The following is a 20895-nucleotide window of genomic DNA, read 5'->3' on the forward strand; positions in this document are numbered from 1 at the left end:
GGTTGGATGCCTCGGCGGGGCCTGTCCTGAGGCGTGGTGGCGATAGCGCCCCAGCTGGGCGACGAGCCACGGACGCTCAGCCGGCGGCGGCAGCGGACTCGATCACGGTGGCGATGAGGTCCCGGTTCTCGGGGGCGCCGCCTCCGCCGCCGAAGGAGAAGCGGCGGCGGGCGTAGCTGTAGGCGATGCCGCTGAGGGGGTCGGCGAACGACTGGGCGCCGACCGCGCCGCTGTGCCCGAAGGCGTCGGCGCCCAGGCTGGGGTAGCGGACCGCCTGGGCCTCGAACCCGAGGAGGAAGTGGTCGCGCTCACCGGTCACCACGTCGGTGCCGGAGGTGTGCGGCGTGGTGAACTCGGTGAGCACGTCCGGCTTCAGCAGCGGTGCATGGCCGTCGAGTTCGCCGATCGCGGCGGCGTACATCCGTGCCAGACCGCGGGCGGTGCCGACACTTCCGGCCGAGGCGGGGCCGAGCGCACGCACGGTGCGGGTGTTGGCGAACTCGACGAGATCGGTCGGCGCGGTGGCGTTGAAGTTGAAGGCGATACCGGTGAGGGAGTCCGGGGTGGGCAGGTTCGCCTGGGCGATCTCCTGCTGGTGCGGCGGCAACGGCTGGACCGGCAGGTAGCGGTGCTCCTGGTCGGCGGGCAGGCCGAGGTGGAAGTCGAGGTGGTGGGGCGCGCGGATCCGTTGCTCGAAGACGTCCTGCAGCGAGGTCCCGGTGACACGGCGCACCACCTCGCCGGTCAGGGCGCCGATGACGAAGGCGTGATAGCCGTAGGCGGTGCCCGGGGCCCAATAGGGCTTCTGGGCTGCCAGCCGGGCAGCGAGCAGCCGGTCGTCGGCGAGTTCGGCGGGCGTGAAGCCGCCGTCGACACCGATCAGTCCGGCCTTGTGGGCCAGCAGATCCCGCACGCTGATCCCGGCCTTGCCCTCGGCGGCGAACTCGGGCCAGTACGCGGCGACCGGGGCGTCGAGATCGATCACGCCGTCCTGGACCAGCAGCGCCAGGACCAGGTGTGCGGCACCCTTGCCGGACGAGAACAGTGCGAGGAGCGAGTCCCCGGTCAGGCCGGGGCCGGTCCACAGATCCACCACCTGTCGGCCTCGGTGGTAGACGGCGAGCTGCGCCGAGAGGCCGGGCTCCGTTTCGGCGGCCGAGGTGAGGCGTTCACGTACGTCCTCGAAGCCTCCGGCGACAGTGCCGTGCACAACGGTGCTGGTGGTGGACATCTCACGTGCCTTCTTTCTGGTCTCAAGAACGCAACAGGCGGTATGAAGCAGCCCTGTGACTGCGTCCTCACGGCCGGGCCGGTCGTGATCAACAACGGCTACGGTATAGTCACTGATAATTACCGTCAACATTGGTGACTAAGTTGAGGAGTGGTCGACCGATGCGTCGCAGTGAGACGAAACGCGACAACCCCGACCTGGGGATCCTGGCCGCCGGCCTGCTGTTCGGCATCCAGCGTGAACTGTTCGCGCGGCTGGCCGGGGACGGCTTCGGTGACCTGCGCCCGCAACACGGCGCGATCCTGGCGTTCCTCGACGCCGAGGGCAGTCGCGCCACCGACCTGGCGCGCCGCTCCGGCCAGCACAAACAGGTCGTCGGCAAGCTCGTCGACGAGCTCGAAGTCCTCGGCTACCTACGCCGGGAGCCGGATCCCGCGGACCGCCGTGCCAAGCTCGTGCTGCCCACCGAGCGGGGCCTGGCGCAGATGGAGCACTCCGACGCCATCCTCGCCGACATCGAGCGCCGCCACGCCCACGAACTCGGCGCGGACGGCTACGCCGCGTTCAAGGACGCGTTCACGAAGGTTGTCGACGACCAGCGCCACCAGTCGAGCGAGGGCAGCTCCTGATGATGTCGGTCGTCGACGCGAAGGGCTGAACCGTCACAACGCCGTGGGTGCGGAGCGGTTCCTGGGTATGGGCGGGCCGCGTCCCTATGACGAGGCTCTCGCCCCTGCCTGTTGGGAAACCCGGGTGCACGGTCTGATCAGCTCGGGGGACACTACGCGCATGATTTCCGACGCCATCCAGACACCGCAGGAACGGGCCCTCGGGCATGTCGCCGGGCTGTCGTCCGGTCCTCCTGTGGACCCGACGCTGCGGGTCACTCTCAACTTCCACCCGGACCGGCTGGTTGACGGCAAGCCGATCCTGGAGGCCCTGGGTCAGGCGGGCGTCTACCTCTCGCAGTTCGTCACCGGCACGAGCAACGGAGGCCTGACCGCCCACCCGGGTGGTGACCGGTGGCGGTGGGAGAGCCGGATCTTCGGCGGAGCCTATGACGACGCGTCACCCCACGACCGGCCCGTCTACGGAGCACTGAACTTCCGCCGCAAGCCGGTCGGTGCGGCGCCCCGCTTCGGTTCGGCCTGCTTCCAGCTCAATGCCCAGGCGCTGGCGCGGACCACGTTCTGCTACCCGGACAGCTACCTGGAACCCGCCGACTTCGCTACCGCGGAGCGCATGGGTCTGATCGAACTCGCTCTGGCTGATGCGCAGGACGCCCTCGACGACTACATCGAGGCGCAGGTGCACGGCGCGGTCCGACTGGACCGCGATGTGGAAGCGCTGGTCCTGGACCCCTGCTACCAGGGCACGCCCCTTGAGGAGGCGGCCCGTCGTCTTCCGTGCCCGGTGCGATGGCACCCCGGATTCCAGCTCACGGTCGAGGAACTCCACCTGCGCCCCGCTTACCGGGGCCAGGAGTATGTCGACCTGGGCGCCCAGATCGCCGTGGGTGGCAGGCTCGACCCGCGCATCGTCGCAGATGCCGCCCGTACGGGCCGCTATGACCCGCAGGCGGTCAAGAAGGTGTGGCACTACCTCGCACGTTTCGGCGCGCCCGTGCGGCTCTTCGATGGGGAAGCGAACAATGGGCGAGAAGACGTGCCCGTGCTCGATGGCCTTCGCTGACCACCAGACGGTCGCTGGGCCGGTCGCTGTGCGTGCTGGCCGGTCGGGGGTGGCGGGTTCGCGCTGTATACGCCCGGGGTGAGGAGTACCGGCACCACCTCGCCGTCGGTGGCTGAGGCCGCCTCGGCCACGTCGGTGCTCGTCCAGTGACCTACGAGGTCGCGCCGCAGCGGGATACGTGCTGTCCTGGAAGAAGCCGCAGGAGTACACGCCCATGCGTCACCACCAGACTTCCGCCCCCGTATCCGCCCGGTCGGCCGCGCCGACCGGAGCGGGCGGGGGCCTGCTGCCGAAGCGGGATCTCGCCGCCGCCTGGTTCCTGGTCGTACTGATCGCGGTGCCCGCATGGGCGCTGACGATCGGGCAGGCCCGGGACATGGGGGTCGAGCCGGGCACGATGGGGATGGCGCTGCCGCTGTTCCTGCTGCTGTGGGTGACGATGATGGCGGCCATGATGCTGCCGTCGATGGCGCCGGTGGCCATCACATGGGTGCGGGGGATCGGTCGGCAGTCCTCGGGCTGGGCACGGACCCTGCGCACCGTGGAGTTCGTGGGTGGGTATCTGCTGGTGTGGACCGCCTTCGGACTGCTCGCCTACGGAGCCCTGGCCCTCACCGGGGGCCTGGTGGACGACCATCCCACCGCCGGACGCTGGATCGGGGCGGTGTCCTTCCTGCTCGCGGGCCTGTATCAGCTCGGCCCCCTCAAGTACGTCTGTCTGCGGCACTGCCGCGACCCCATGAGCCACCTGGTGCGCTACGCCGGGTTCCGGCGGCCGGCCCGCGACCTTCGGGTGGGTGTCCATCACGGCGCCTACTGTGTCGGCTGCTGTGCGGGACTGATGGTCGTCCTCGTTCCCCTCGGGGTGATGAACGTGGCGGCGATGGCCGGACTGGCCGTGGTGATCTTCGTGGAGAAGCTGTGGTCCCATGGCCCGCTGCTCGCCCGGGTCGTGGGCGTCGCGTTTCTCGTACTGGCCGTACTCGCCCCGTTCCAGGACTGGCTGCTGCCGGGGTTGCAGGGGTCGATGCCGTCGATGGGCGGTATGTGACTCACCGGCCTGTCGCAACGGTCTCCGCGCTACTGAAGACGTAGCCGGCCGTCTCGCCGTACGACGCCTCGTAGCTCAGCCCGAAGGCATCGGACCGACCGGAGGTCCTGCCGACTTCGAATTCGGGCGCGAACCCGAACATGGCGTTCTTGATCTTTGTCGAGCTGCCGTCGGGCCCGGTGAGCGGCTCGTAGGAGAGTTCCGTCCGGCCCTCGACCGTAAGGCCGGGACTGTCCCCGCCCGTGAGGGCCACCCTCGCCCGCTCCATGCCCAGGTACTCGCCGTAGAACTGGGACAGCTGGCCGAACGGTCCGCCTTCGCGGCCGGACAGGATGCGTTCCAGGCCCTCGGCCTGCTCGTCGCTGGCCGCGCTGTCCACGACGATCCCGACCTTCCAGTTGCCGGAGGTCAGATTGGAGGGGAAGTGGTTGTAGAACGCGAAGTCCACGTCGGACAGGTCCAGGTCGTCCAGGTTCCCGTCCGCCACATGGAACACGGCGGTGCCGAGGCACTCGGTCCCGCCCTTGGCGTCCCGTGGCTGGCCGTCGTACGGACAGCTGCACAACACCGCGCAAGAGCAACCGGCCACATACGTGCCGGAAATTGTCCACGACATGACTGCTCCCCTCTTCCATGGTGATGGCGGCGAGCGTCGCCTGTACTTTTACGCTAGACCTGTCAAATTGGCCTGTAAACGGCGTTTCCTGGCAAACGCTGGAATCCTGCGCCGAAGGGCAGGCACACTGTGGAAGCGATCGGCCACGCGTTGTCCATCGCCGGGTCGATGACCTGGGAAGTCACCTGGGCGCTGATCCTCGGCTTCGCCTTGTCGGCCGTAGTGCAGGCGGTGGTGCGCCGCTCGACCGTCGTCCGGCTGCTGGGCGATGACCGGCCGCGCACGCTCGCCCTGTCGGCCGGCCTCGGGGCGGCCTCGTCGTCCTGCTCGTACGCGGCCGTGGCGCTGGCCCGTTCGCTGTTCCGCAAGGGCGCGGACTTCACCGCGGCGATGGCGTTCGAGATCGCCTCCACCAACCTGGTGGTGGAGCTCGGCGTGATCCTCGCACTGCTGATGGGCTGGCAGTTCACGGCCGCCGAGTTCGCAGGCGGGCCGATCATGATCGTCGTACTCGCCGTGCTGTTCCGTCTCTTCCTGCGCGAGCGGCTGCTGACACAGGCGCGGGAGCAGGCCGAGCGTGGGATCGCGGGATCGATGGAAGGCCATGCGGCGATGGACATGTCGGTGCGGGGGGAGGGCGGTTTCGCGCGCCGCTTGTTCTCCCGCGACGGCTTCACGTCTGTGTCCCATATCTTCGTCATGGAGTGGGCCGCGGTGGTGCGGGACCTGGTGGCGGGGCTGCTGATCGCGGGGGCGATCGCGGCCTGGGTGCCGGACGACTTCTGGCGCACGTTCTTCCTGGAAGGGCATCCGCTCGCCGCCAAGCTGATCGGCCCGCTGGTCGGGCCATGGGTGGCGGTGGCCACGTTCGTCTGCTCGATCGGCAACGTCCCACTGGCCGTGGTGCTGTGGAAGGGCGGCATCAGCTTCGGCGGTGTGGTCGCCTTCATCTTCGCGGACCTGTTGATCCTGCCGATCCTGAACATCTACCGGAAGTACTACGGCGCCCGGATGGCCGTCTACCTGCTGGTCACCTTCTTCGTCGCGATGGCCGTCGCCGGATACGCGGTCGAGTTCGCCTTCGGTGGACTGGGGCTGATTCCCGACCAGGCCGATGCGACGATCCCCGAGGAGGGGGTCGCCTGGAACTACACGACGTGGCTCAACATCGCCTTCCTGTTGCTGGCCGCGACGTTGCTCGTACGGTTCTGGCGCACCGGCGGCCCGGCCATGCTGCGGATGATGGGTGGCACACCCGGAGACGGCTCACCCGGAGACGGCGAACAGGGGCACGGGCCCGCCTCCGGGGCATCGGGTCCGCGCTAGTCGGGACCGCTCCAGTCGAACGGGAAGTATTTGCTCGACTTCCCCGAGCGTTCCCACGAGAAGCCGAACGCCTCGGCGCGGTCGGCAGTGGCCCGCCCCCAGGTGGCGACCTGGCCCGGTCCGACCTCGGCGCCCGGGGCATTGTGGACCTGGACGCGTGCGCCGTCCGGTGTCGTGGGGCCGGTGAGCGCCTCGGCGGTGGCCGTGACCTTGCCGGGAATCTCGGCCCGCCAGCTGCCGAGGTCCTCGTCGATCTCGACGCGGATGGGAACGAAGTCCATGCCGCGCATCTCGGGGTGGAACATCTCCCCGAACCGCGCCGGCCATCCGCCCGCCTCACCGCCGAAGATGGCACCGAGTGCACCGCGCTGCTGCTCGTCGGCACGCTCGTCCAGGAATACCGCGGCGTACGCGTCGGTGTGTTCGCCGGCCCAGACATTGCCGACGAAGGAACCGAGCATCAGGACGTTGAGATCGTCCAGCGAAACGTCGCCGAAGCGGCCTTCCCGGATGTGCCAGGCCAGCACGCCTTCGCAGTCGCCGTAGGTCGGGGGCTGGGCAAACGTGCAGGGACACGGTATGGCGCACTTGCACACATCGAACCAATCACCGGTCAGGCGCCAGTGTGTACCGGTGGTGACCTGTTCTGTCATCTCGCTTCCCTCCTGCCGAGCCCCGGGGGCCCATTCGGAGTGGCGAGGCCGCGGGTCTTCCCCAGCCCGCTCCCGGGCCGGCAAGGCGGCCTCCCTTCCAGCTTGCACCTCACGCCTCGGTTACCGGCAGGGATGAGGGGAACAGCGGCCGGTACTTCAGTGCCTTCGGGGGATATGGGACAGCGGGGTCCGTGGAGTGAGGCCGCGGGCACACCCCGGGGTTTCGCCGAAGTGCATGTGCCCCTACGGTGGCCCCGTGACGTCGATCAAGAAGTTCCAGGTCACCTTCGACTGCGCGGAGCCCGAGCGCCTCGCCCGTTTCTGGTGCGAGGTGTTGGGGTACGTCGTACCTCCGCCACCGGAGGGGTTTGCCACATGGGACGATTTCAAGCGTTCCCAGCCACCTGAGCAGCAGGACGCATGGTTTGCCTGCACTGATCCGTCAGGTGTGGGCCCGCGGCTGTACTTCCAGCGCGTCCCTGAAGGGAAGGCCGCCAAGAACCGGGTGCATCTCGACGTGCGGGTCGGCACCGGGCTCGTGGGCGAAGAGCGCCTCGCCGCACTTGAGGCCGAGTGCGCACGACTGGTCCCGCTCGGTGCGGTCCACGTGCGCACGCTGTATGACGGCAATGATGCGTGTATCCCGATGCTGGACATCGAGGGCAACGAATTCTGTATCGACTGAGGGGCCGCGGCGACCGGCTGACGGTGCCGGAGACCGCGACGGCGGTGGGTGTCTCGCACAACCATCTGACGCGGCTCATCCGCGCGGCCACGGGGGAGACGGTCGTCGGCTGCATCCGGGCCCGGCGCATGGAACGGGCGCGCCACTTCCTCCAGGCCACCACGCCTCCGCCCCGCCCCGCTCGGTGAGTGCGCGGGCCCGCACCCCGGGTGCGGGGTGCGGGCTGTGTGCGGAGGGGTGGGAAAGACCGTCAGGCGATGGTGCAGGGGCTGTGGTCGAGGCTGAACGCCATGGGGAAGGAGGTGTTTCCGGTGTGGGTGGCCTGGAAGCCGAAGGAGGTGGCGGCGCCGGGGGCCAGGGTGCCGTTGTAGCTGAGGTTTGTGGCGGTGGCCTGGCCGTTGGCCGGAGTGATGGTGGCGTTCCAGGCGCTGGTCACGGTCTGGCCTGCGGGCAGGGTGAAGGCCAGAGCCCAGCCGTTGATCGTGGACGAGCCGGTGTTGGTGAGGGTGATGTCCTCGGTCAGACCGGTGTTCCAGGCGTTGACTCTGCCGGTCACCTTGCAGGAGGTGCCCGGCGTGGGGGTGGTGCTGCCGCCGAGGGCGGTGACGGAGGCGGTGTAGGCCGGTTTCGGCTGGTAGCCGGTGTCGTACATGGTGGCGGCGCCGTAGCCGGGGAAGGCGCCGGGGATCCAGGAGTCCGCGTCGCCGACGCCCCACTGGGTGATGCCCGTACACCCGGTGACGGCGAGGCAGGTGTTGATCACGGAGGCGTAGTCGCTGGCCTGCTGGGCGAGCGCGGCGCCGGTCGCCGGGAGCTGGAGGCGGTCGTCGAGCTCGGTGATGGCGACGTTGACGCCGAGGGCGGTGAACCGCTGGAGGTTGGCCTTGAAGGTCGAGGGGACCTGGCCGAGGATGAAGTGGGCCTGGAAGCCGACGCCGTCCAGTGGGACGCCCTGGCTCTTGAGCGACCTCACCAGGTTGTACATGGCGTCGCTCTTCGCGTTCTGGCCCTCGATGTTGTAGTCGTTGAGGTACAGCTTGGCATCGGGGTCGGCGGCGCGTGCGGTGCGCAGCGCGTCGGCCACGTATCCGCTGCCCATCGCGTTGGAGAAGGCGTCGGAGCGGAGGCTGCCGTCCTCGTTGAAGGGTTCGTTGACCACGTCCCAGGCGTAGAGCTTGCCCTTGTAGTGCGACACCTCGTTGGTGATGTGGTCCTCCATCGCGGCCTTCACCTGGGTGGTGGGCAGGCTGCTGACCCAGGACGGGAGCTGGCTGTGCCAGACCAGGGTGTGGCCGCGCAGCTTCATCGAGTGGGTCTGGGCGAAGGAGACGATCCGGTCGGCGGGGGCGAAGTTGAAGCTGCCCCGCGAGGGCTCGGTGGTGTCCCACTTCATCTCGTTGCCGGGGGTGAGCATGCCGAACTGGCTGCCGGCGACGGCGGTGAGCGAGGAGTTGTCGAGGTCGGTCTGGGTGATGGCGGTACCGAAGTAGATGCCCTTCGCCTCGGCGAGCGAGCGCAGGGTGGGCCCTGCCGCGCCCGCCTGGCCGGTCGGCAGGAGGGTGGCGGCGAGGGCGGCGACTGCGGTGACGGCGGCGGCGCCGAAGGCGCGCCGGGCGTGCCTGGGGCGGGGGGGCGGGGCGTCCGGACTGACACCGGCGTGGTCCTTTCTCTGTGGGGGAGGAGAGACGGACGTGCGGTGGTGCGGGGAACGCTGACCGTGCGGAGATGCTGTGGGGGAGTCTGCTTGTCGAAAGTTTCGAACCCTACAGCGATTCTGTCGCTGACCCTAGAACCGGGCTGATGCTCCGTCAACCGTTCGGGGGCGCTTCTGAGGTGAGGCCGTGCTGGAGCGCTCGACCAGGCTGGTGGCGAGGTCCACCCGCTGGGTGCCGGGGCGGGTGCCCCGGGCCAGGTCGATCACCATGCGGGCCGCGACCTCGGCCATCTCGGTCAGCGGCTGGCGGACGGTGGTGAGCGGCGGGCCGACCCAGCGGGCCAGCGGCAGGTCGTCGAAGCCGACCACGCTGAGGTCCTCGGGGATGCGCAACCCCAGCTCACGGGCCGCCTCGTAGAGTCCGAGGGCCTGTAGGTCGTTTCCGGCGAACACGGCGGTCGGCCGGTCGGGGAGGTTCAGCAGCTCCCGTCCGATCCGGTGCCCCGCCTCGTGGTGGAAGTCGCCCTCGCGGACCAGTTCCGGATCGTAGGCGATGCCCGCCATGTCGAGGGCGGCCCGGTAGCCGTCGGCCCGGGCCCGGCTGCACATCATCCGGCCCGGGCCGCCGATCAGGCCGATCCGGCGGTGGCCGAGGTCGAGCAGGTGCCGGGTGGCGGCCAGGCCGCCGTCCCAGTTGGTGGTGCCGACGGCGGGCACCTCCTGGCCGGGGTCGCCGGCCGGGTCCATCACGACGAACGGGATGTCGCGGCCGGCCAGTTGTTCCTGCTGGGAGCGGTCCAGGCCGGACAGGACCAGCAGCACGCCGGTGGGGCGGCGGGCGAGCACCCCGTCCACCCAGGACTGGCCGGGGGTGAGCCGCCCGGAGGATTCCGAGAGGACGATGCTCAGGCCTTCGGCGCGCGCCACGTTCTCGACGCCGCGGATCACCTCCATCGCCCAGACGCTCTCCAGCTCGTGGAAGACCAGTTCGAGCAGCGGGCTCGGCTGGGTGCCCCGCCGCCGCCGGTAGCCGTGCCGGCGCAGCAGTTCCTCCACCCGCTCCCGGGTGGCCGGGGCGACGTCGGCCCGGCCGTTGAGGACTTTCGAAACAGTCGGAGCCGAGACCCCTGCCTCGTGCGCGATCTCAGCGAGCGTCGCCGCTCTGCTCACGGTTTCCTCCTGCCCTTGCCCTGCTGGGCGAACTGCGCTGTGGGTGGCCGACCGCACGGATGCTAGCCGGTCGGCCCGTTGGATCGGATCTCGCCGGAAGTCTTGACGGGCGGCGAGGCCGGTCCTAGCTTTCCGACCACATTCGCTCAATATTCCGAAACTTGCGAACGAGGGTAGGGGCATGGGACCGAGACTTGCCGCGATCGCCGTCACCACCGCACTCGTCCTGGGCATGACCGCGGCGTGCGGCTCGGGCGGTACCTCCTCCGGCGCTGGCTCCGGGACGATCCACGTGATGGTCTACGGCGACGCCGCCAACAAGGTCGAGAAACAGATGGTCGAGACCTTCAACAAGACCTCCAAGGTCAAGGTGGTACTCGACACCGTCCCCGGCGCGGACTACCAGCAGAAGCTGCAGACCGTCATCAACACCCCGCACGCGCCGGACGTCTTCTTCAACTGGGGCGGCGGCTCCATCCAGCCCTTCGTCAAGGCCGGCCTGCTGCTCCCGCTGGACGGCTTCATCGCCAAGGACCCGGGCCTGAAGAGCAACTTCCTGCCGTCGGTGTTCAACTCGGCCGTCGTGGACGGCAAACCGTACGGCGTGCCGATGCGCGGCACCCAGCCGGTGCTGCTGTTCCACAACAAGAAGGTGCTGGCCGACGCCGGTCTGACCCCGCCGCGCACCTGGGACGAGCTGATCGCCGCCACCAAGGCCCTCAAGGCCAAGGGCATCACCCCGATCGCGCTCGGCGGCGCCGACCAGTGGCCCACCCTGATGTGGTTCGAGTACCTGTACGACCGGATCGCCGGCCCCGGCCTGTTCTCCCGGGCGGTGAACGGCGATCGGGCCGCCTGGGCGAGCGAGGACAGCCGCAAGGCACTGACCGCCCTGAGGCAACTGGCCGAATCCGGCGCGTTCGGCCGTACCTTCGACTCGGTGAAGTTCACCGACGGCGGCTCCCCGGCCCTGGTGGCCAGGGGCCGGGCCGCCTTCGAGCTGATGGGCTCCTGGTACTACTCCACCCAGCAGGACGCCAACCCGGACTTCGCCAAGTCCGGCCTCGGCTACACCGGGTTCCCGACCCTGAGCGGGGGCAAGGGCGACCCGGCCGACGTGGTGGGCAACACCAACAACTTCTATTCGGTACTGAAGAAGACCAAGCACCCCGAGGCCGCCGCCGCGTTCCTCAAGCTGATGTACTCCAAGGAGTTCGTCGAAGCCCAGCTCGCCATCGGCAACCTGCCCACCACCGTCAACACCGTCGACTTCCTGGACAAGGCGGCCAGCCCCGCGTACTCCACGTACCAGTACGAGCTGGTCAAAGCCGCCCCCTCGTTTCAGCTGTCCTGGGACCAGGCATACCCGCCGAGCGCGGCCACCCCGATGCACACCGCCATCCAGCGGTTCTTCGACGGCAAGCTCGACGCCGACGGATTCATCAAGGCCATGCAGGCCTTGCCCGCCTCATGAGGACCGCCCCGAAGTCCGGGGCGGGGGTGAGCCGCCCCGGCTTCGTCTGGGCGGCGCCCGCCGCGGTGTTCTTCCTGCTCTTCGCGATCCTGCCGCTCATCCTGGTCGTCGTACTCTCCTTCACCAGCTGGGACGGCATCAGCGAGCCGCACTTCAACGGCCTGGCCAACTGGAGTGCGCTGATCCACGACCCGGTGATGACCCAGTCGGTCTGGACCACCCTGCTGCTCGCCGGCCTCGGAGTGGTCACCCAGACGCCGGTCAGCCTGCTGCTCGGCGTCTGGGCCGCCGGGCACCAGCGCAACCGGGCCGTGCTCTCCGCGATCTACTTCGTCCCGCTGCTGCTGTCGGCGACCGCCGTGTCCGTGGTGTGGCGGGCCGTCCTGGACCCCAACTTCGGCGTACCCTCCCAGCTGACCTGGCTGTTCGGCGACGGCAACCTGCTCGGCAGCCGCAGCGGCGCCCTCGCGGTACTCACCTTCGTGGGCGTGTGGCAGTTCACCCCCCTGCACGCGCTGATCTATCAGGGCGGCGCCCGGGCCATCCCCCAAGCGCTCTACCAGGCCGCCGCGATCGACGGCGCCGGCACCGTCCGGCAGTTCTTCCACATCACCCTGCCGCAACTGCGCAACAGCATCATCACCTCGATGGTTCTGATGGTCGTCGGCGGGCTCACCACCTTCGACACGGTGCTGATCCTCACCCAGGGCGGCCCCGGCACCGACACCACCGTGAGCGCCTTCTACATGTACCAAAAGGCCTTCAAGAGCTACGACTTCGGCGCCGCATCGGCCATCGCCCTGGTCCTGGTGGTCGTCGCCACCCTGATCTCCCTGGCTGTGGTCAAGTTCTCCGGTTACGACCGGATGCGCGGCACGACGGAGGGCCTGTGATACGCCCGCGCCCCAACTACCTCGCCGGGTTCGGCTCGCTGGTCTGGCTGCTGCTGGTCGGCCTGCCGCTGTACGTGCTGGTGCTCGCCACCCTCCGCACCCGCGCCGACTACTCCACCGAGGGGCCGCTCAGCCTGCCCGCCCAGTGGACCGTGCGCAACTACCTCACCGACCTGTCCAACGGCTTCGGCCAGGACTTCCTCAACACCCTCACCGTCACCGCCAGCGTGGTCGCGATCGTGCTGCTGGTCGTCCCGCCGCTCGCGTACGCCATCGTACGAGCCCGCGGCAGGGCCACCGGCTGGGTGTTCCGGCTGTTCCTGCTGGGCCTGGCGATCCCCGCCCAAGCGGTGATCGTGCCGATGTTCTACCTGATCAGCAAGGCGGGGCTGTACGACCACCTCATCGGTGTCATCCTGCCGACCGCCGCCTTCTGCCTCCCGGTCTGCACACTCGTCCTCACCGGAGCGATGCGCGACATCAGCCCCGAGCTGTACGAGGCGATGGCGATGGACGGAGCCTCACCGGCCCGGGTCTTCCGGCAGCTCGTGCTGCCGCTGTCCAGGGGCGGCCTGTCCTCCATCGTGGTCTTCGCCGCCCTCCAGGCATGGAACGGCTTCCTGTTCCCGCTGATCCTCACCCAGTCCGACTCCACCAAAGTCATCACCCTGGGTTTGTACGAGTTCCAGACCGAACACGGCGTCGACGTACCCGGACTGCTCAGCGCCGTGGTGCTGTCCATGCTCCCCATCCTCGTCGTCTACCTGTTCGCCCGCCGCGCCCTCGTCCAGGGCCTGACGGGAGTGGGAGGAAAATGATCGGCACCCCGAACCCCGAGCCCGGTGGCACCTCGACCCCCGCCGCGGACGGCGTTCCCGCCTGGCGGGACACCGCGCTCAGCCCGCGGGCCCGCGCCGACGCGCTGATCGCGGCGATGACCCTGCGGGAGAAGACGGCCCAGTTGTTCGGCGTCTGGGTGGGCGCCAGCGACGAGGGCGGCGACATCGCGCCGCACCAGCACGAGATGGAGGATCCGCCCGACCTCGACACCCTGCTGCCGTACGGGCTCGGCCAGCTGACCCGTCCGTTCGGGACGGCGCCGGTCGACCCGGCACTGGGCGCCCTCTCCCTGCTGCGTTCCCAGCGCCGGATCGCCGCTGCCAACCGCTTCGGCATTCCCGCCCTCGCCCACGAGGAGTGCCTGGCGGGCTTCGCCGCCTGGGGCGCCACGGCCTATCCCGTACCGCTTTCCTGGGGCGCCGCCTTCAACCCGGCGCTGGTGCGCCGGATGGCTGCCGCGATCGGCCGCGACATGCGGGCCGTCGGCGTGCACCAGGGCCTCGCGCCGGTCCTCGACGTGGTGCGCGACGCCCGCTGGGGGCGGGTGGAGGAGACCATCGGCGAGGACCCGTACCTGGTCGGCACCATCGCCACGGCCTATGTGCAGGGCCTTCAGTCGGCCGGAATCGTCGCCACCCTCAAGCACTTCGCCGGATACTCCGCCTCCCGCGCCGGACGCAATCTCGCCCCCGTCGGCATGGGCCCGCGCGAGCGCGCCGACGTCATCCTGCCGCCGTTCGAGATGGCTGTGCGCGAAGGGCGCCCCGGCTCGGTCATGCACGCCTACACCGACACCGACGGTATCCCCAGCGCCGCCGACGAGACGCTGCTCACCGGTCTGCTCCGGGACACCTGGGGCTTCGACGGCACGGTCGTCGCCGACTACTTCGGCATCGCCTTCCTCAAGGCCCTGCACGGCGTCGCCGAGGACTGGTCGCAGGCCGCCGCCCTGGCTCTCACCAGCGGCGTCGACGTCGAACTGCCGACCGTGAAGACCTTCGGACAGCCCCTGCTCGACGCCGTCGCCACCGGGCTCGTACCGGAGCGGCTGATCGACCGGGCGCTGCGCCGGGTGCTGGTCCAGAAGGCCCGGCTCGGGCTGCTGGACCCGGACTGGAACCCCGTGCCCGACGCCCTCGCCGGCACCGATCTGAGCGCAGTCGGGGGACTGCGCGGCCTCGTCGACCTCGACCGGCCCGCCAACCGGGCACTCGCCGCCGAACTCGCCGAACAGGCCGTGGTGCTGCTGCGCAACGACGGCCTGCTGCCGCTGAGCCGCCCCACCCGGATCGCGGTGATCGGCCCCAACGCCGACGAGCCCACCGCCGTACTCGGCTGCTACGCCTTTCCGGTGCACGTGGGAAGCCAGCACCCGAAGGTGCCGCTCGGCATCGAACTCCCCACGCTGTACGAGGCGTTGCAGGCGGAGTTCCCCGACGGTGAACTGTGGACCGTGCGCGGCGTCGGCATCGACGGTGAGGACGCGAGCGGCATCGAGGAAGCCGTCCGGGCCGCCCACCGGGCCGACGTGGTGGTGCTGGCCCTCGGCGACCGGGCCGGGCTGTTCGGCCGCGGCACCAGCGGCGAGGGCTGCGACGCCGCGACACTCGAACTACCCGGACGCCAGAACGAGTTGCTCGACGCCATGCTGGACTGCGGCACCCCGATCGTGGTCACCCTGCTGGCGGGTCGGCCGTACGTACTGGGGCGAGCGGTGAGCGAGGCGGCAGCGATCGTGCAGTGCTTCTTCCCGGGCGAGGCGGGTACGCAGGCCGTGGCGGGCGTGCTCAGCGGGAGGGTCAACCCGTCCGGAAGGCTGCCGGTCAGTATCCCCACGCACACCGGCGTCCAGCCCTCCACCTACCTCGCCGCGCGGCTCGCCCAGGCGAGCGAGGTCTCCAGCACCGACCCGACACCCGCCTACGCTTTCGGACACGGACTCGGCTACAGCGAATTCACTTGGTCGGGGCTGGCGGTCGAGAGGGCGGAAACCGGCACTGACGGTGAGTTCCGGCTCGCCTTCGACCTGCGCAACACGGGGGACCGGGCGGGCAGCGAGGTCGTCCAGCTCTACCTGCACGATCCGGTGGCCAGTGTGGTGCAGCCGGTGCAGCGGCTGGTCGGCTACCGGCGCATCGCGCTGGCCGCGGGGGCGGCGTGCCGTGTGGAGCTGGTGCTCCCCGCCGACCTGGCCTCTTTCACCGGTCGAGAGCGCCACCGGATCGTGGAGCCCGGCGCGCTGGAGCTGCGGATCGCCGCCTCCAGCACTGATGCCCGTCTCTGCGTACCGCTGCGCCTCACCGGTCCGGTGCGCCCGCTCGACCACACCCGCCGCCTGCACCCGACTGTGACCGTTCGGGCTTCTCATCCGTGAGTCCGTTGCCTGCCCGGTGCCTGCCGCCCACGCCATGGGCGGCAGGCACCGGGTGTGGTCGGTGCTCAGGAGCAGAGCACACCGTTCAGGGTGTATCGCGTCGGTACCGCGTTCGTACCCGAGTACGTCGCCTGGAACCCGAGGCTGGTGCTCGCACCGGGCGCCAGCGCGCTGTTCCATCCGGCGTCCCGGGCCGTGACCGCGGCGCCCGCCTGGCTCACCGTGGCGTTCCAGGCGCTGCTGATCCGCTGATCGCCCGCGAAGTTCCACCCCAGCGTCCAGCCCGAGATCGCCGCCGCCCCGGTGTTCTTCACCGTCACCGTCGCCGTGAACCCGTTGCCCCAGGCGTTGTCGACCCGGTACGCCACCGCGCACGACACCGCTGACGGCGCGTCGTCGTCCACCTCCGTCGCCGTGAACGTCGCCGCCCTCACCCCCGGCCCGCCGGCTGTGAACGTCGCGCTGCCCGGCACCGCGTCGTCATCCTGCGCGGCGGACACCGAAACCTGCTGCGACGTCGACCAGTTGGCCGGTGTGAACACCAGCGTCCTTCCCGCTGTCGCGGCCAGATCCTCGTCACCGGAGCTCCGGGTCACGGTCACGGTGACGTTCTGCGTCGGGGCGGCCGTAAGCCGTACCCCCACCGCCGCCGAGCCGCCCTCCGCGACCGTCACCGCCGCCGGTGCCACCTGCACGGCGGGAAGCGCCGGGGCGCCGCTTCGCTCCGCCGCGAAGGCCGCCAGCCACGCCAGCGAGGCGTTCCAGTTGATCGCCACCTCGTTGGTGGAGTACGAGCCGATGTCGTCCACGTAGCAGGCCGCCGGTGCGCAGCCCGGAAGCTGGGCCTTGGCCACCGGGTCCTCAAGGCCCGAGTTCGGCCCGCCGGCGAAGGAACCGGCCGGGGGGTGCGGCAGCGAGGCGTCGTTCTGGTGCGCCCAGAAGCGGTGGTGCTGGTTCTGCGAGAAACGCTCGCCGTAGCCGGTGACGTAGGAGAGGTCGAGCGCATTGCGGCCGAGCAGATAGTCCAGCGATTCCAGCGCTCCCGCGCGGTACCGCTGTGCGCCGGTCAGCTCGTAGGCGACGGCGAGCACCATCGCGTTGTTGGCGACGGAGCTGTTGGAGCCCCATACGTAGCCGTCGGCCGGGATGGGCACCGCGTAGCCCTGGCGGGCCATGGTGGACAGGTGGCTGTCGGCTGCCGTGGTGAGCAGGCCGCGCACCCGGGCCAGATCATCGGCGGGCAGAGCCACGCCGGGGACCGTGGCGAGGGTGATCCGGCCCAGTGTCGCGGTGCCGCCCCACCAGAACCCGTCGACCGGTTTGGCGTGATGGGGCGAGGAGACGACAGCGTCCCGGTACGCCGATTCTCCGGTGGTGGCGAGGAGTTCGGCCGCCGCCCAGTAGAACTCGTCGGAGACGTCGGCGTCCTCGTACGCACCGCCGCCAGTGTTGTCGGTCGCCGGGGCGAGCACATCGGGGTTGGCCTTGGCGGCCGTCCAGGCACGGCGGGCCGCGTCCAGGCAGCGGGCGGCGAACGCGGCGTCGTAGGGCGCGTACGCCCTGGCACACTGTGCGGCCGTGGCCGCCAGGTTCAGCGTGGCCGCGGTGGAGGGGCGGTGCACCTCACGCTGCGCGTCGTCGAGTTCGGGCCGAGTCGGCAGTGCGGTCCACTGGGCGTCGTGCATCTTGTGGAACGCCATCCCGGCCATCGGCCTGCCCACCGGAACCTGCATACGCAGCAGGAAATCCAGCTCCCAGCGGGCCTCGTCCAGCACGTCCGGTACCCCGTTGCCGCGCTCCGGCACCCGCAGTGTCCCGTCGCCGAGCGCCGCCTCGCTCCCCGAACGGCGGGCCCGCTCGAAGGAGTTGACGATCTCCCAGACGGATATACCGCCGTTGACCACGTACTTGCCCTGGTCGCCCGCGTCGTACCAGCCGCCGCGCACGTCCAGACGGTAGTCGCACACCCCCGCCTGGCAGGGGACGCTGGTGTCCCCCTTGTTCGGGGCGACACCCAGGTGCCCGGCGGGGCGGGCGGTAGGCGCCCCTCCCGCGTCGACCGCCCCTGACCCGACCCCTCCGAAGGCAACCTCCGGTACGTGCGGACAGTCCGTCCGCCCTATCCGTATCAGGGTCTACGTGCGGATGAGCCTGCCGACCAACTCCGCGTTCCACTCGACATACTCCACGCCCGCTCCGTCCGCGTGGCGGGCGTAGAGAAACCGCCCCGTCGGGCCATCGGCTACGGGGGTCGTGATGATCGCCTTCGCCGATACCAGCGTCCCCTGAAGGGCATCGAGGTCGTCGACGACGACGGTGGCGGAGGCGTGCTCGTACTTCGCGCGTTCCTCGGCCGGGCCCGCGATCACCAGGAAGCCGCCGACAGCGGCGAGGCCCACCGCGTGGAAATCCAGACGCAAGTGGGGCTGCTCGCCGGTGAGTTGCTCCAGGAGAGGCAGTGCGCGGTCGAGGTCGTCGGTCCACAGGCGTGCATAGGTCTTCAGGATGGTCATGGCCGTGCCCTCTCAAGTCTCTTCCGGGTTCTCTGGAACCGTAGGTGCGTAGCCTCGGGCGTGGAAGAACGCACTTTCCGGTGAGAGAGGAACCTCATGGAAACCGAGCAGCCCCAGCCCGTGCCCGACGAAGCGGACCTGACGCGCGCCGAATCCCTCGCCCGCGAGATCTTCTCGGGGGTGGCCAACAAGTGGGCACTGCTCGTCATCAACGCCCTGGGGACGCGCACGCTGCGGTTCACCGAGCTCAGAGGCGAGGTCGAGGGCATCAGCCACAAAATGCTCACTCAGACCCTGCGCGGGCTGGAACGAGACGGGGTCGTGCACAGGACCGTGTACGCGACAGTGCCGCCCCGCGTCGACTACCACCTCACCGAGGCAGGCGCGGCGCTGCGCGACACGGTCAACGGCATGTGCGCCTGGACCCGCCGCTACCTCGACGAAATCGACACCGCACGACGCCGCTTCGACGCGGATGACCGTGGCACCGTGCGTTGATTACCAGTCCCGCACCGGACCTCCGCCCCCCAGGCCAACAGGTCCTGGCGACACCAACACCCTCGTCGTCAGCGGCCCACTGGCATGACGGTCCCCGCGCACGCGAGGCCCCACAGTCCCTAGTTCACGCCCGCGCTGAACTCGTCGAACAGGCGCTTCGCCGTCGGCGACGTGAACATGCGCTCCAGCTCCGCTCGGGCGATCCGGCGGCGGAACTCCCCCTCGTAAGAGGCGTCTCCGGCATTGTGCATCAGCTCGGTGATCCAGACCGCGAACGCCTGGTAGTTCCAGATGTGGCGCAGGCAGGTCTCCGAGTAGGCATCGAGGAGGGTCGAATCGCTCTCCTTCATCCGGCGGATCACGGCGCGGGCGAACACCTCGGTGTCGTGCAGAGCGAGGTTGATCCCCTTCGCGCTCATCGGCGGGACGAGGTGCGCCGCGTCTCCGAGCAGGTACAACCTGCCGTAACTCATGGGGCTGTACACCACGCTACGAAGCGGCACGAGGCGCTTGTCGAGGATCGGGCCGGTCGAGACGGGAGTGCCGAAGCGGGCTTCCAGCTCGCTCCAGATGCGTTCGTCCGGCCACTGCGCGAGAGCGTCTTCGGCCGGGCACTGGAGGTAGAGCCGACTGGCGTTCGTGCCACGGGGGATCAGCCCGGCCAGGCCGCGGGAGTGTATCGCCATGGCTGCGGGATCGGCCGGCACATCGGCCAGGACGCTCAGCCAGGCGTACGCGTACTCATGAGCGTGGCGTGTGAGTACGCCTGCGGGGATGGAGGCCCTGCTGACGCCGTGGTGGCCGTCGCAGCCGGCGACGTAGTCGCAGTCGACGGTCTTCGTCGAACCGGCGGCGTCCCGGTAACGGACGCGGGGGCGCTTGCCGTCGATGCCTTCGAGTAAGACGTCGGCGGCCTCGAACCGGAGGTCGCCGCCGTCGCGCAGGAAGACGTCCGTGAGGTTGCGTACGAGGACCTGCTGCGGGCAGAAGGCGATGTCGTCGACCTCATCCCCGCCGAAGACGAGCGGCAACTCCTCGCCGTCGAGCCGGAAACCCATCATCTTCGGAGAGAAGAAGCTCTCCACCACCTCTTCGAGGCCCCACTCCCGGTACATACGCACCCCTCGGGCGTCGACGGTTCCGGCCCGTTGCCTCTGCTCGACGTATGCCCGGCTGTGTTTCTCCACAACGGTGCAGTCGATGCCGCTGCGCAGCAGGAAATTGCCGAGCGTGAGTCCGGCGACCCCGGCTCCCACGATGACGACCGCGGTGCTTTCACCTGTATCCATCACTTGTCCGTCTCCCTCTCGCTACGCCTGTCGCCCGGTGCGGCGCGGCGTGCCCACCCCCACTGTGAGCCGCGCCGCGATTTCCCCCAACCGGGAAACAGTCAGCGAATACGGGAAAGCCGCCAAGGTGGGAACGGCGTACGGCTACGTCACCTCGCCGCGCAGACCGGCCTGGTACCGACCCGGAGTCTGACCCACGATGGTGGTGAACGCCTCTATGAAGCTGGAGGGGTTGGACCACCCGCACTCCATCGCGGTGTCGGTGACCGACCGGCCGTTGGTGAGGTGCACCAGGGCGTGATGGATGCGCAGGACGGTGCGCCAACGGTGGAAGCTCATACCGAGGTCGGTGTGGAACAGACGGCTCAAGGTCCGCTCGCTCGCCCCCACCGTCCGCCCCAACACCGCCAGGGTCGCGGTCCGGCCGGGATCGGCGTGCAGAAGGGCGGTCACGGCCCGCAGCCTGTCGTCGCGCGGTTCGGGCAGGTGAAGGGACGGCTCGGGGGCCGCGGCGAGCTCGTCGACCACCACCGTGAGCAGCCGCCGGTCGGCCCCGGGGCGGAACTCCGGCCGGTCGGTCAACGCCAGGAGCACCTCCCGCAGCAGCGGGCTCACCTCGAACACACCGGGGTACGAGGTGAGTTCGCCGCACAGGTCGACGGGGAGGTCGAGCAGACGGACGTCGGTTCGGCCGTAGAAGCGATGGGAGTGGTCGAACCCGGGCGGCGTCCACGTCACCCGGTTCGCCGGGGCGATCCAGGTCCCGCGTTCCGTCGTGGTGGCGAACGCTCCGGCAGCGGCGTACACCAACTGGCCGTGAGTGTGGGAGTGGGCGTCTAGGTGGTAGCCGTGCGGGATCCAGGCCGCACCACGAGGCATCTCCGCCGGTGGTGTCGTGGGCGTTGGTAGGCGCGGTGAGGGTTGGCGGGGCTCCGG

At 69.8% G+C, this 20895-nt stretch carries 19 protein-coding genes and 1 pseudogene; 11 read left to right on the top strand and 9 right to left on the bottom strand.

From position 1 onward, the window contains the following. Positions 1-76 precede the first annotated feature (76 nt). Entirely contained in the window at positions 77-1231 is a 1155-nt protein-coding gene (locus tag A8W25_RS06855; RefSeq protein ID WP_067157564.1) for a serine hydrolase domain-containing protein, read from the bottom strand. A gap of 161 nt (positions 1232-1392) precedes the next feature. Between A8W25_RS06855 and A8W25_RS06860 the strand changes: the two genes are divergently transcribed. The 3 genes from A8W25_RS06860 to A8W25_RS06870 all read left to right on the top strand — a co-directional run bounded on the left by A8W25_RS06860 (position 1393) and on the right by A8W25_RS06870 (position 3974). Then, positions 1393-1860 carry a MarR family winged helix-turn-helix transcriptional regulator gene (locus A8W25_RS06860; protein ID WP_067157567.1) on the top strand — a complete coding sequence of 156 codons (468 nt, stop codon included), beginning with the start codon at positions 1393-1395 and terminating at the stop codon, positions 1858-1860. Positions 1861-2020: 160 nt separating this feature from the next. Continuing rightward, positions 2021-2923: a DUF3626 domain-containing protein gene (locus A8W25_RS06865; protein ID WP_067160733.1), complete on the top strand. Its 903-nt coding sequence runs from the start codon at positions 2021-2023 to the stop codon at positions 2921-2923. A 214-nt stretch (positions 2924-3137) separates the two neighbouring features. After that, positions 3138-3974 carry a DUF2182 domain-containing protein gene (locus A8W25_RS06870; protein ID WP_067157570.1) on the top strand — a complete coding sequence of 279 codons (837 nt, stop codon included), beginning with the start codon at positions 3138-3140 and terminating at the stop codon, positions 3972-3974. A gap of 1 nt (position 3975) precedes the next feature. Here A8W25_RS06870 and A8W25_RS06875 read toward each other — a convergent pair whose 3' ends face one another. Next, the gene (locus A8W25_RS06875; RefSeq protein WP_067157574.1) at positions 3976-4590 is read right to left on the bottom strand and encodes a DUF1326 domain-containing protein; all 615 of its coding nucleotides are present in this window, start codon (positions 4588-4590) and stop codon (positions 3976-3978) included. Positions 4591-4719: 129 nt separating this feature from the next. On the opposite strand from A8W25_RS06875, the gene A8W25_RS06880 reads away from it, so the two are divergent. After that, a complete protein-coding gene (locus A8W25_RS06880) occupies positions 4720-5916 on the top strand; it encodes a permease (protein ID WP_067157577.1) in 1197 nt (398 codons plus the stop codon). Here the strand turns inward: A8W25_RS06880 and A8W25_RS06885 are convergent. Then, complete coding sequence (locus tag A8W25_RS06885; RefSeq protein ID WP_067157580.1) at positions 5913-6569, bottom strand: DUF1326 domain-containing protein; 657 nt, start codon at positions 6567-6569, stop codon at positions 5913-5915. The two genes, A8W25_RS06880 and A8W25_RS06885, sit on opposite strands and share 4 nt — an antisense overlap. Before the next feature lie 256 nt (positions 6570-6825). On the opposite strand from A8W25_RS06885, the gene A8W25_RS06890 reads away from it, so the two are divergent. After that, entirely contained in the window at positions 6826-7254 is a 429-nt protein-coding gene (locus A8W25_RS06890) for a VOC family protein (RefSeq protein WP_067157583.1), read from the top strand. A gap of 23 nt (positions 7255-7277) precedes the next feature. Then, the gene (locus A8W25_RS34735) at positions 7278-7442 is read left to right on the top strand and encodes a helix-turn-helix domain-containing protein (protein WP_420708413.1); all 165 of its coding nucleotides are present in this window, start codon (positions 7278-7280) and stop codon (positions 7440-7442) included. A 62-nt stretch (positions 7443-7504) separates the two neighbouring features. Here the strand turns inward: A8W25_RS34735 and A8W25_RS06895 are convergent, their stop codons facing one another. Both A8W25_RS06895 and A8W25_RS06900 read right to left on the bottom strand, forming a co-directional pair. After that, complete coding sequence (locus tag A8W25_RS06895; protein WP_067157586.1) at positions 7505-8809, bottom strand: endo-1,4-beta-xylanase; 1305 nt, start codon at positions 8807-8809, stop codon at positions 7505-7507. 231 nt (positions 8810-9040) lie between these two features. Beyond that, on the bottom strand, positions 9041-10078 hold the full coding sequence (locus tag A8W25_RS06900) for a LacI family DNA-binding transcriptional regulator (RefSeq protein ID WP_067157590.1): 1038 nt from the start codon (positions 10076-10078) through the stop codon (positions 9041-9043). A 181-nt stretch (positions 10079-10259) separates the two neighbouring features. Here A8W25_RS06900 and A8W25_RS06905 point away from each other — a divergent pair, with 181 nt between their 5' ends. Genes A8W25_RS06905 through A8W25_RS06920 form a run of 4 tightly spaced genes read left to right on the top strand, consistent with a single transcriptional unit; the run spans position 10260 to position 15659 of the window. After that, the gene (locus A8W25_RS06905) at positions 10260-11552 is read left to right on the top strand and encodes an ABC transporter substrate-binding protein (protein WP_067157593.1); all 1293 of its coding nucleotides are present in this window, start codon (positions 10260-10262) and stop codon (positions 11550-11552) included. Then, positions 11549-12445, top strand: coding sequence for a carbohydrate ABC transporter permease (locus tag A8W25_RS06910; protein WP_067157596.1), 897 nt, complete (start codon positions 11549-11551; stop codon positions 12443-12445). Before A8W25_RS06905 ends, A8W25_RS06910 begins: the two co-directional genes overlap by 4 nt. After that, positions 12445-13263: a carbohydrate ABC transporter permease gene (locus A8W25_RS06915; protein WP_067160736.1), complete on the top strand. Its 819-nt coding sequence runs from the start codon at positions 12445-12447 to the stop codon at positions 13261-13263. The genes A8W25_RS06910 and A8W25_RS06915 overlap by 1 nt, the downstream gene beginning before the upstream one ends. Continuing rightward, the gene (locus tag A8W25_RS06920) at positions 13260-15659 is read left to right on the top strand and encodes a beta-glucosidase family protein (protein ID WP_067157599.1); all 2400 of its coding nucleotides are present in this window, start codon (positions 13260-13262) and stop codon (positions 15657-15659) included. The genes A8W25_RS06915 and A8W25_RS06920 overlap by 4 nt, the downstream gene beginning before the upstream one ends. 65 nt (positions 15660-15724) lie before the next feature. Here A8W25_RS06920 and A8W25_RS06925 read toward each other — a convergent pair. Both A8W25_RS06925 and A8W25_RS06930 read right to left on the bottom strand, forming a co-directional pair. Continuing rightward, positions 15725-17716 (bottom strand): annotated as a pseudogene (locus tag A8W25_RS06925) (glycoside hydrolase family 9 protein); the annotation flags it as partial. A 78-nt stretch (positions 17717-17794) separates the two neighbouring features. Beyond that, the gene (locus tag A8W25_RS06930; protein WP_067157602.1) at positions 17795-18172 is read right to left on the bottom strand and encodes a VOC family protein; all 378 of its coding nucleotides are present in this window, start codon (positions 18170-18172) and stop codon (positions 17795-17797) included. 96 nt (positions 18173-18268) lie between these two features. Here A8W25_RS06930 and A8W25_RS06935 point away from each other — a divergent pair, with 96 nt between their 5' ends. Further along, positions 18269-18670: a winged helix-turn-helix transcriptional regulator gene (locus A8W25_RS06935; protein ID WP_067157605.1), complete on the top strand. Its 402-nt coding sequence runs from the start codon at positions 18269-18271 to the stop codon at positions 18668-18670. 119 nt (positions 18671-18789) lie between these two features. On the opposite strand, the gene A8W25_RS06940 is transcribed toward A8W25_RS06935, so the two are convergent. Together A8W25_RS06940 and A8W25_RS06945 are read right to left on the bottom strand one after the other, a co-directional pair. Beyond that, positions 18790-19962, bottom strand: coding sequence for a 4-hydroxybenzoate 3-monooxygenase (locus tag A8W25_RS06940; protein WP_199831692.1), 1173 nt, complete (start codon positions 19960-19962; stop codon positions 18790-18792). Positions 19963-20103: 141 nt separating this feature from the next. Continuing rightward, a complete protein-coding gene (locus tag A8W25_RS06945) occupies positions 20104-20838 on the bottom strand; it encodes a helix-turn-helix domain-containing protein (protein ID WP_234386427.1) in 735 nt (244 codons plus the stop codon). Between the last annotated feature and the right edge of the window lie 57 nt (positions 20839-20895).

The organism is Streptomyces sp. ERV7, from assembly GCF_001653515.1.
Classification (GTDB): Bacteria; Actinomycetota; Actinomycetes; order Streptomycetales; family Streptomycetaceae; genus Streptomyces.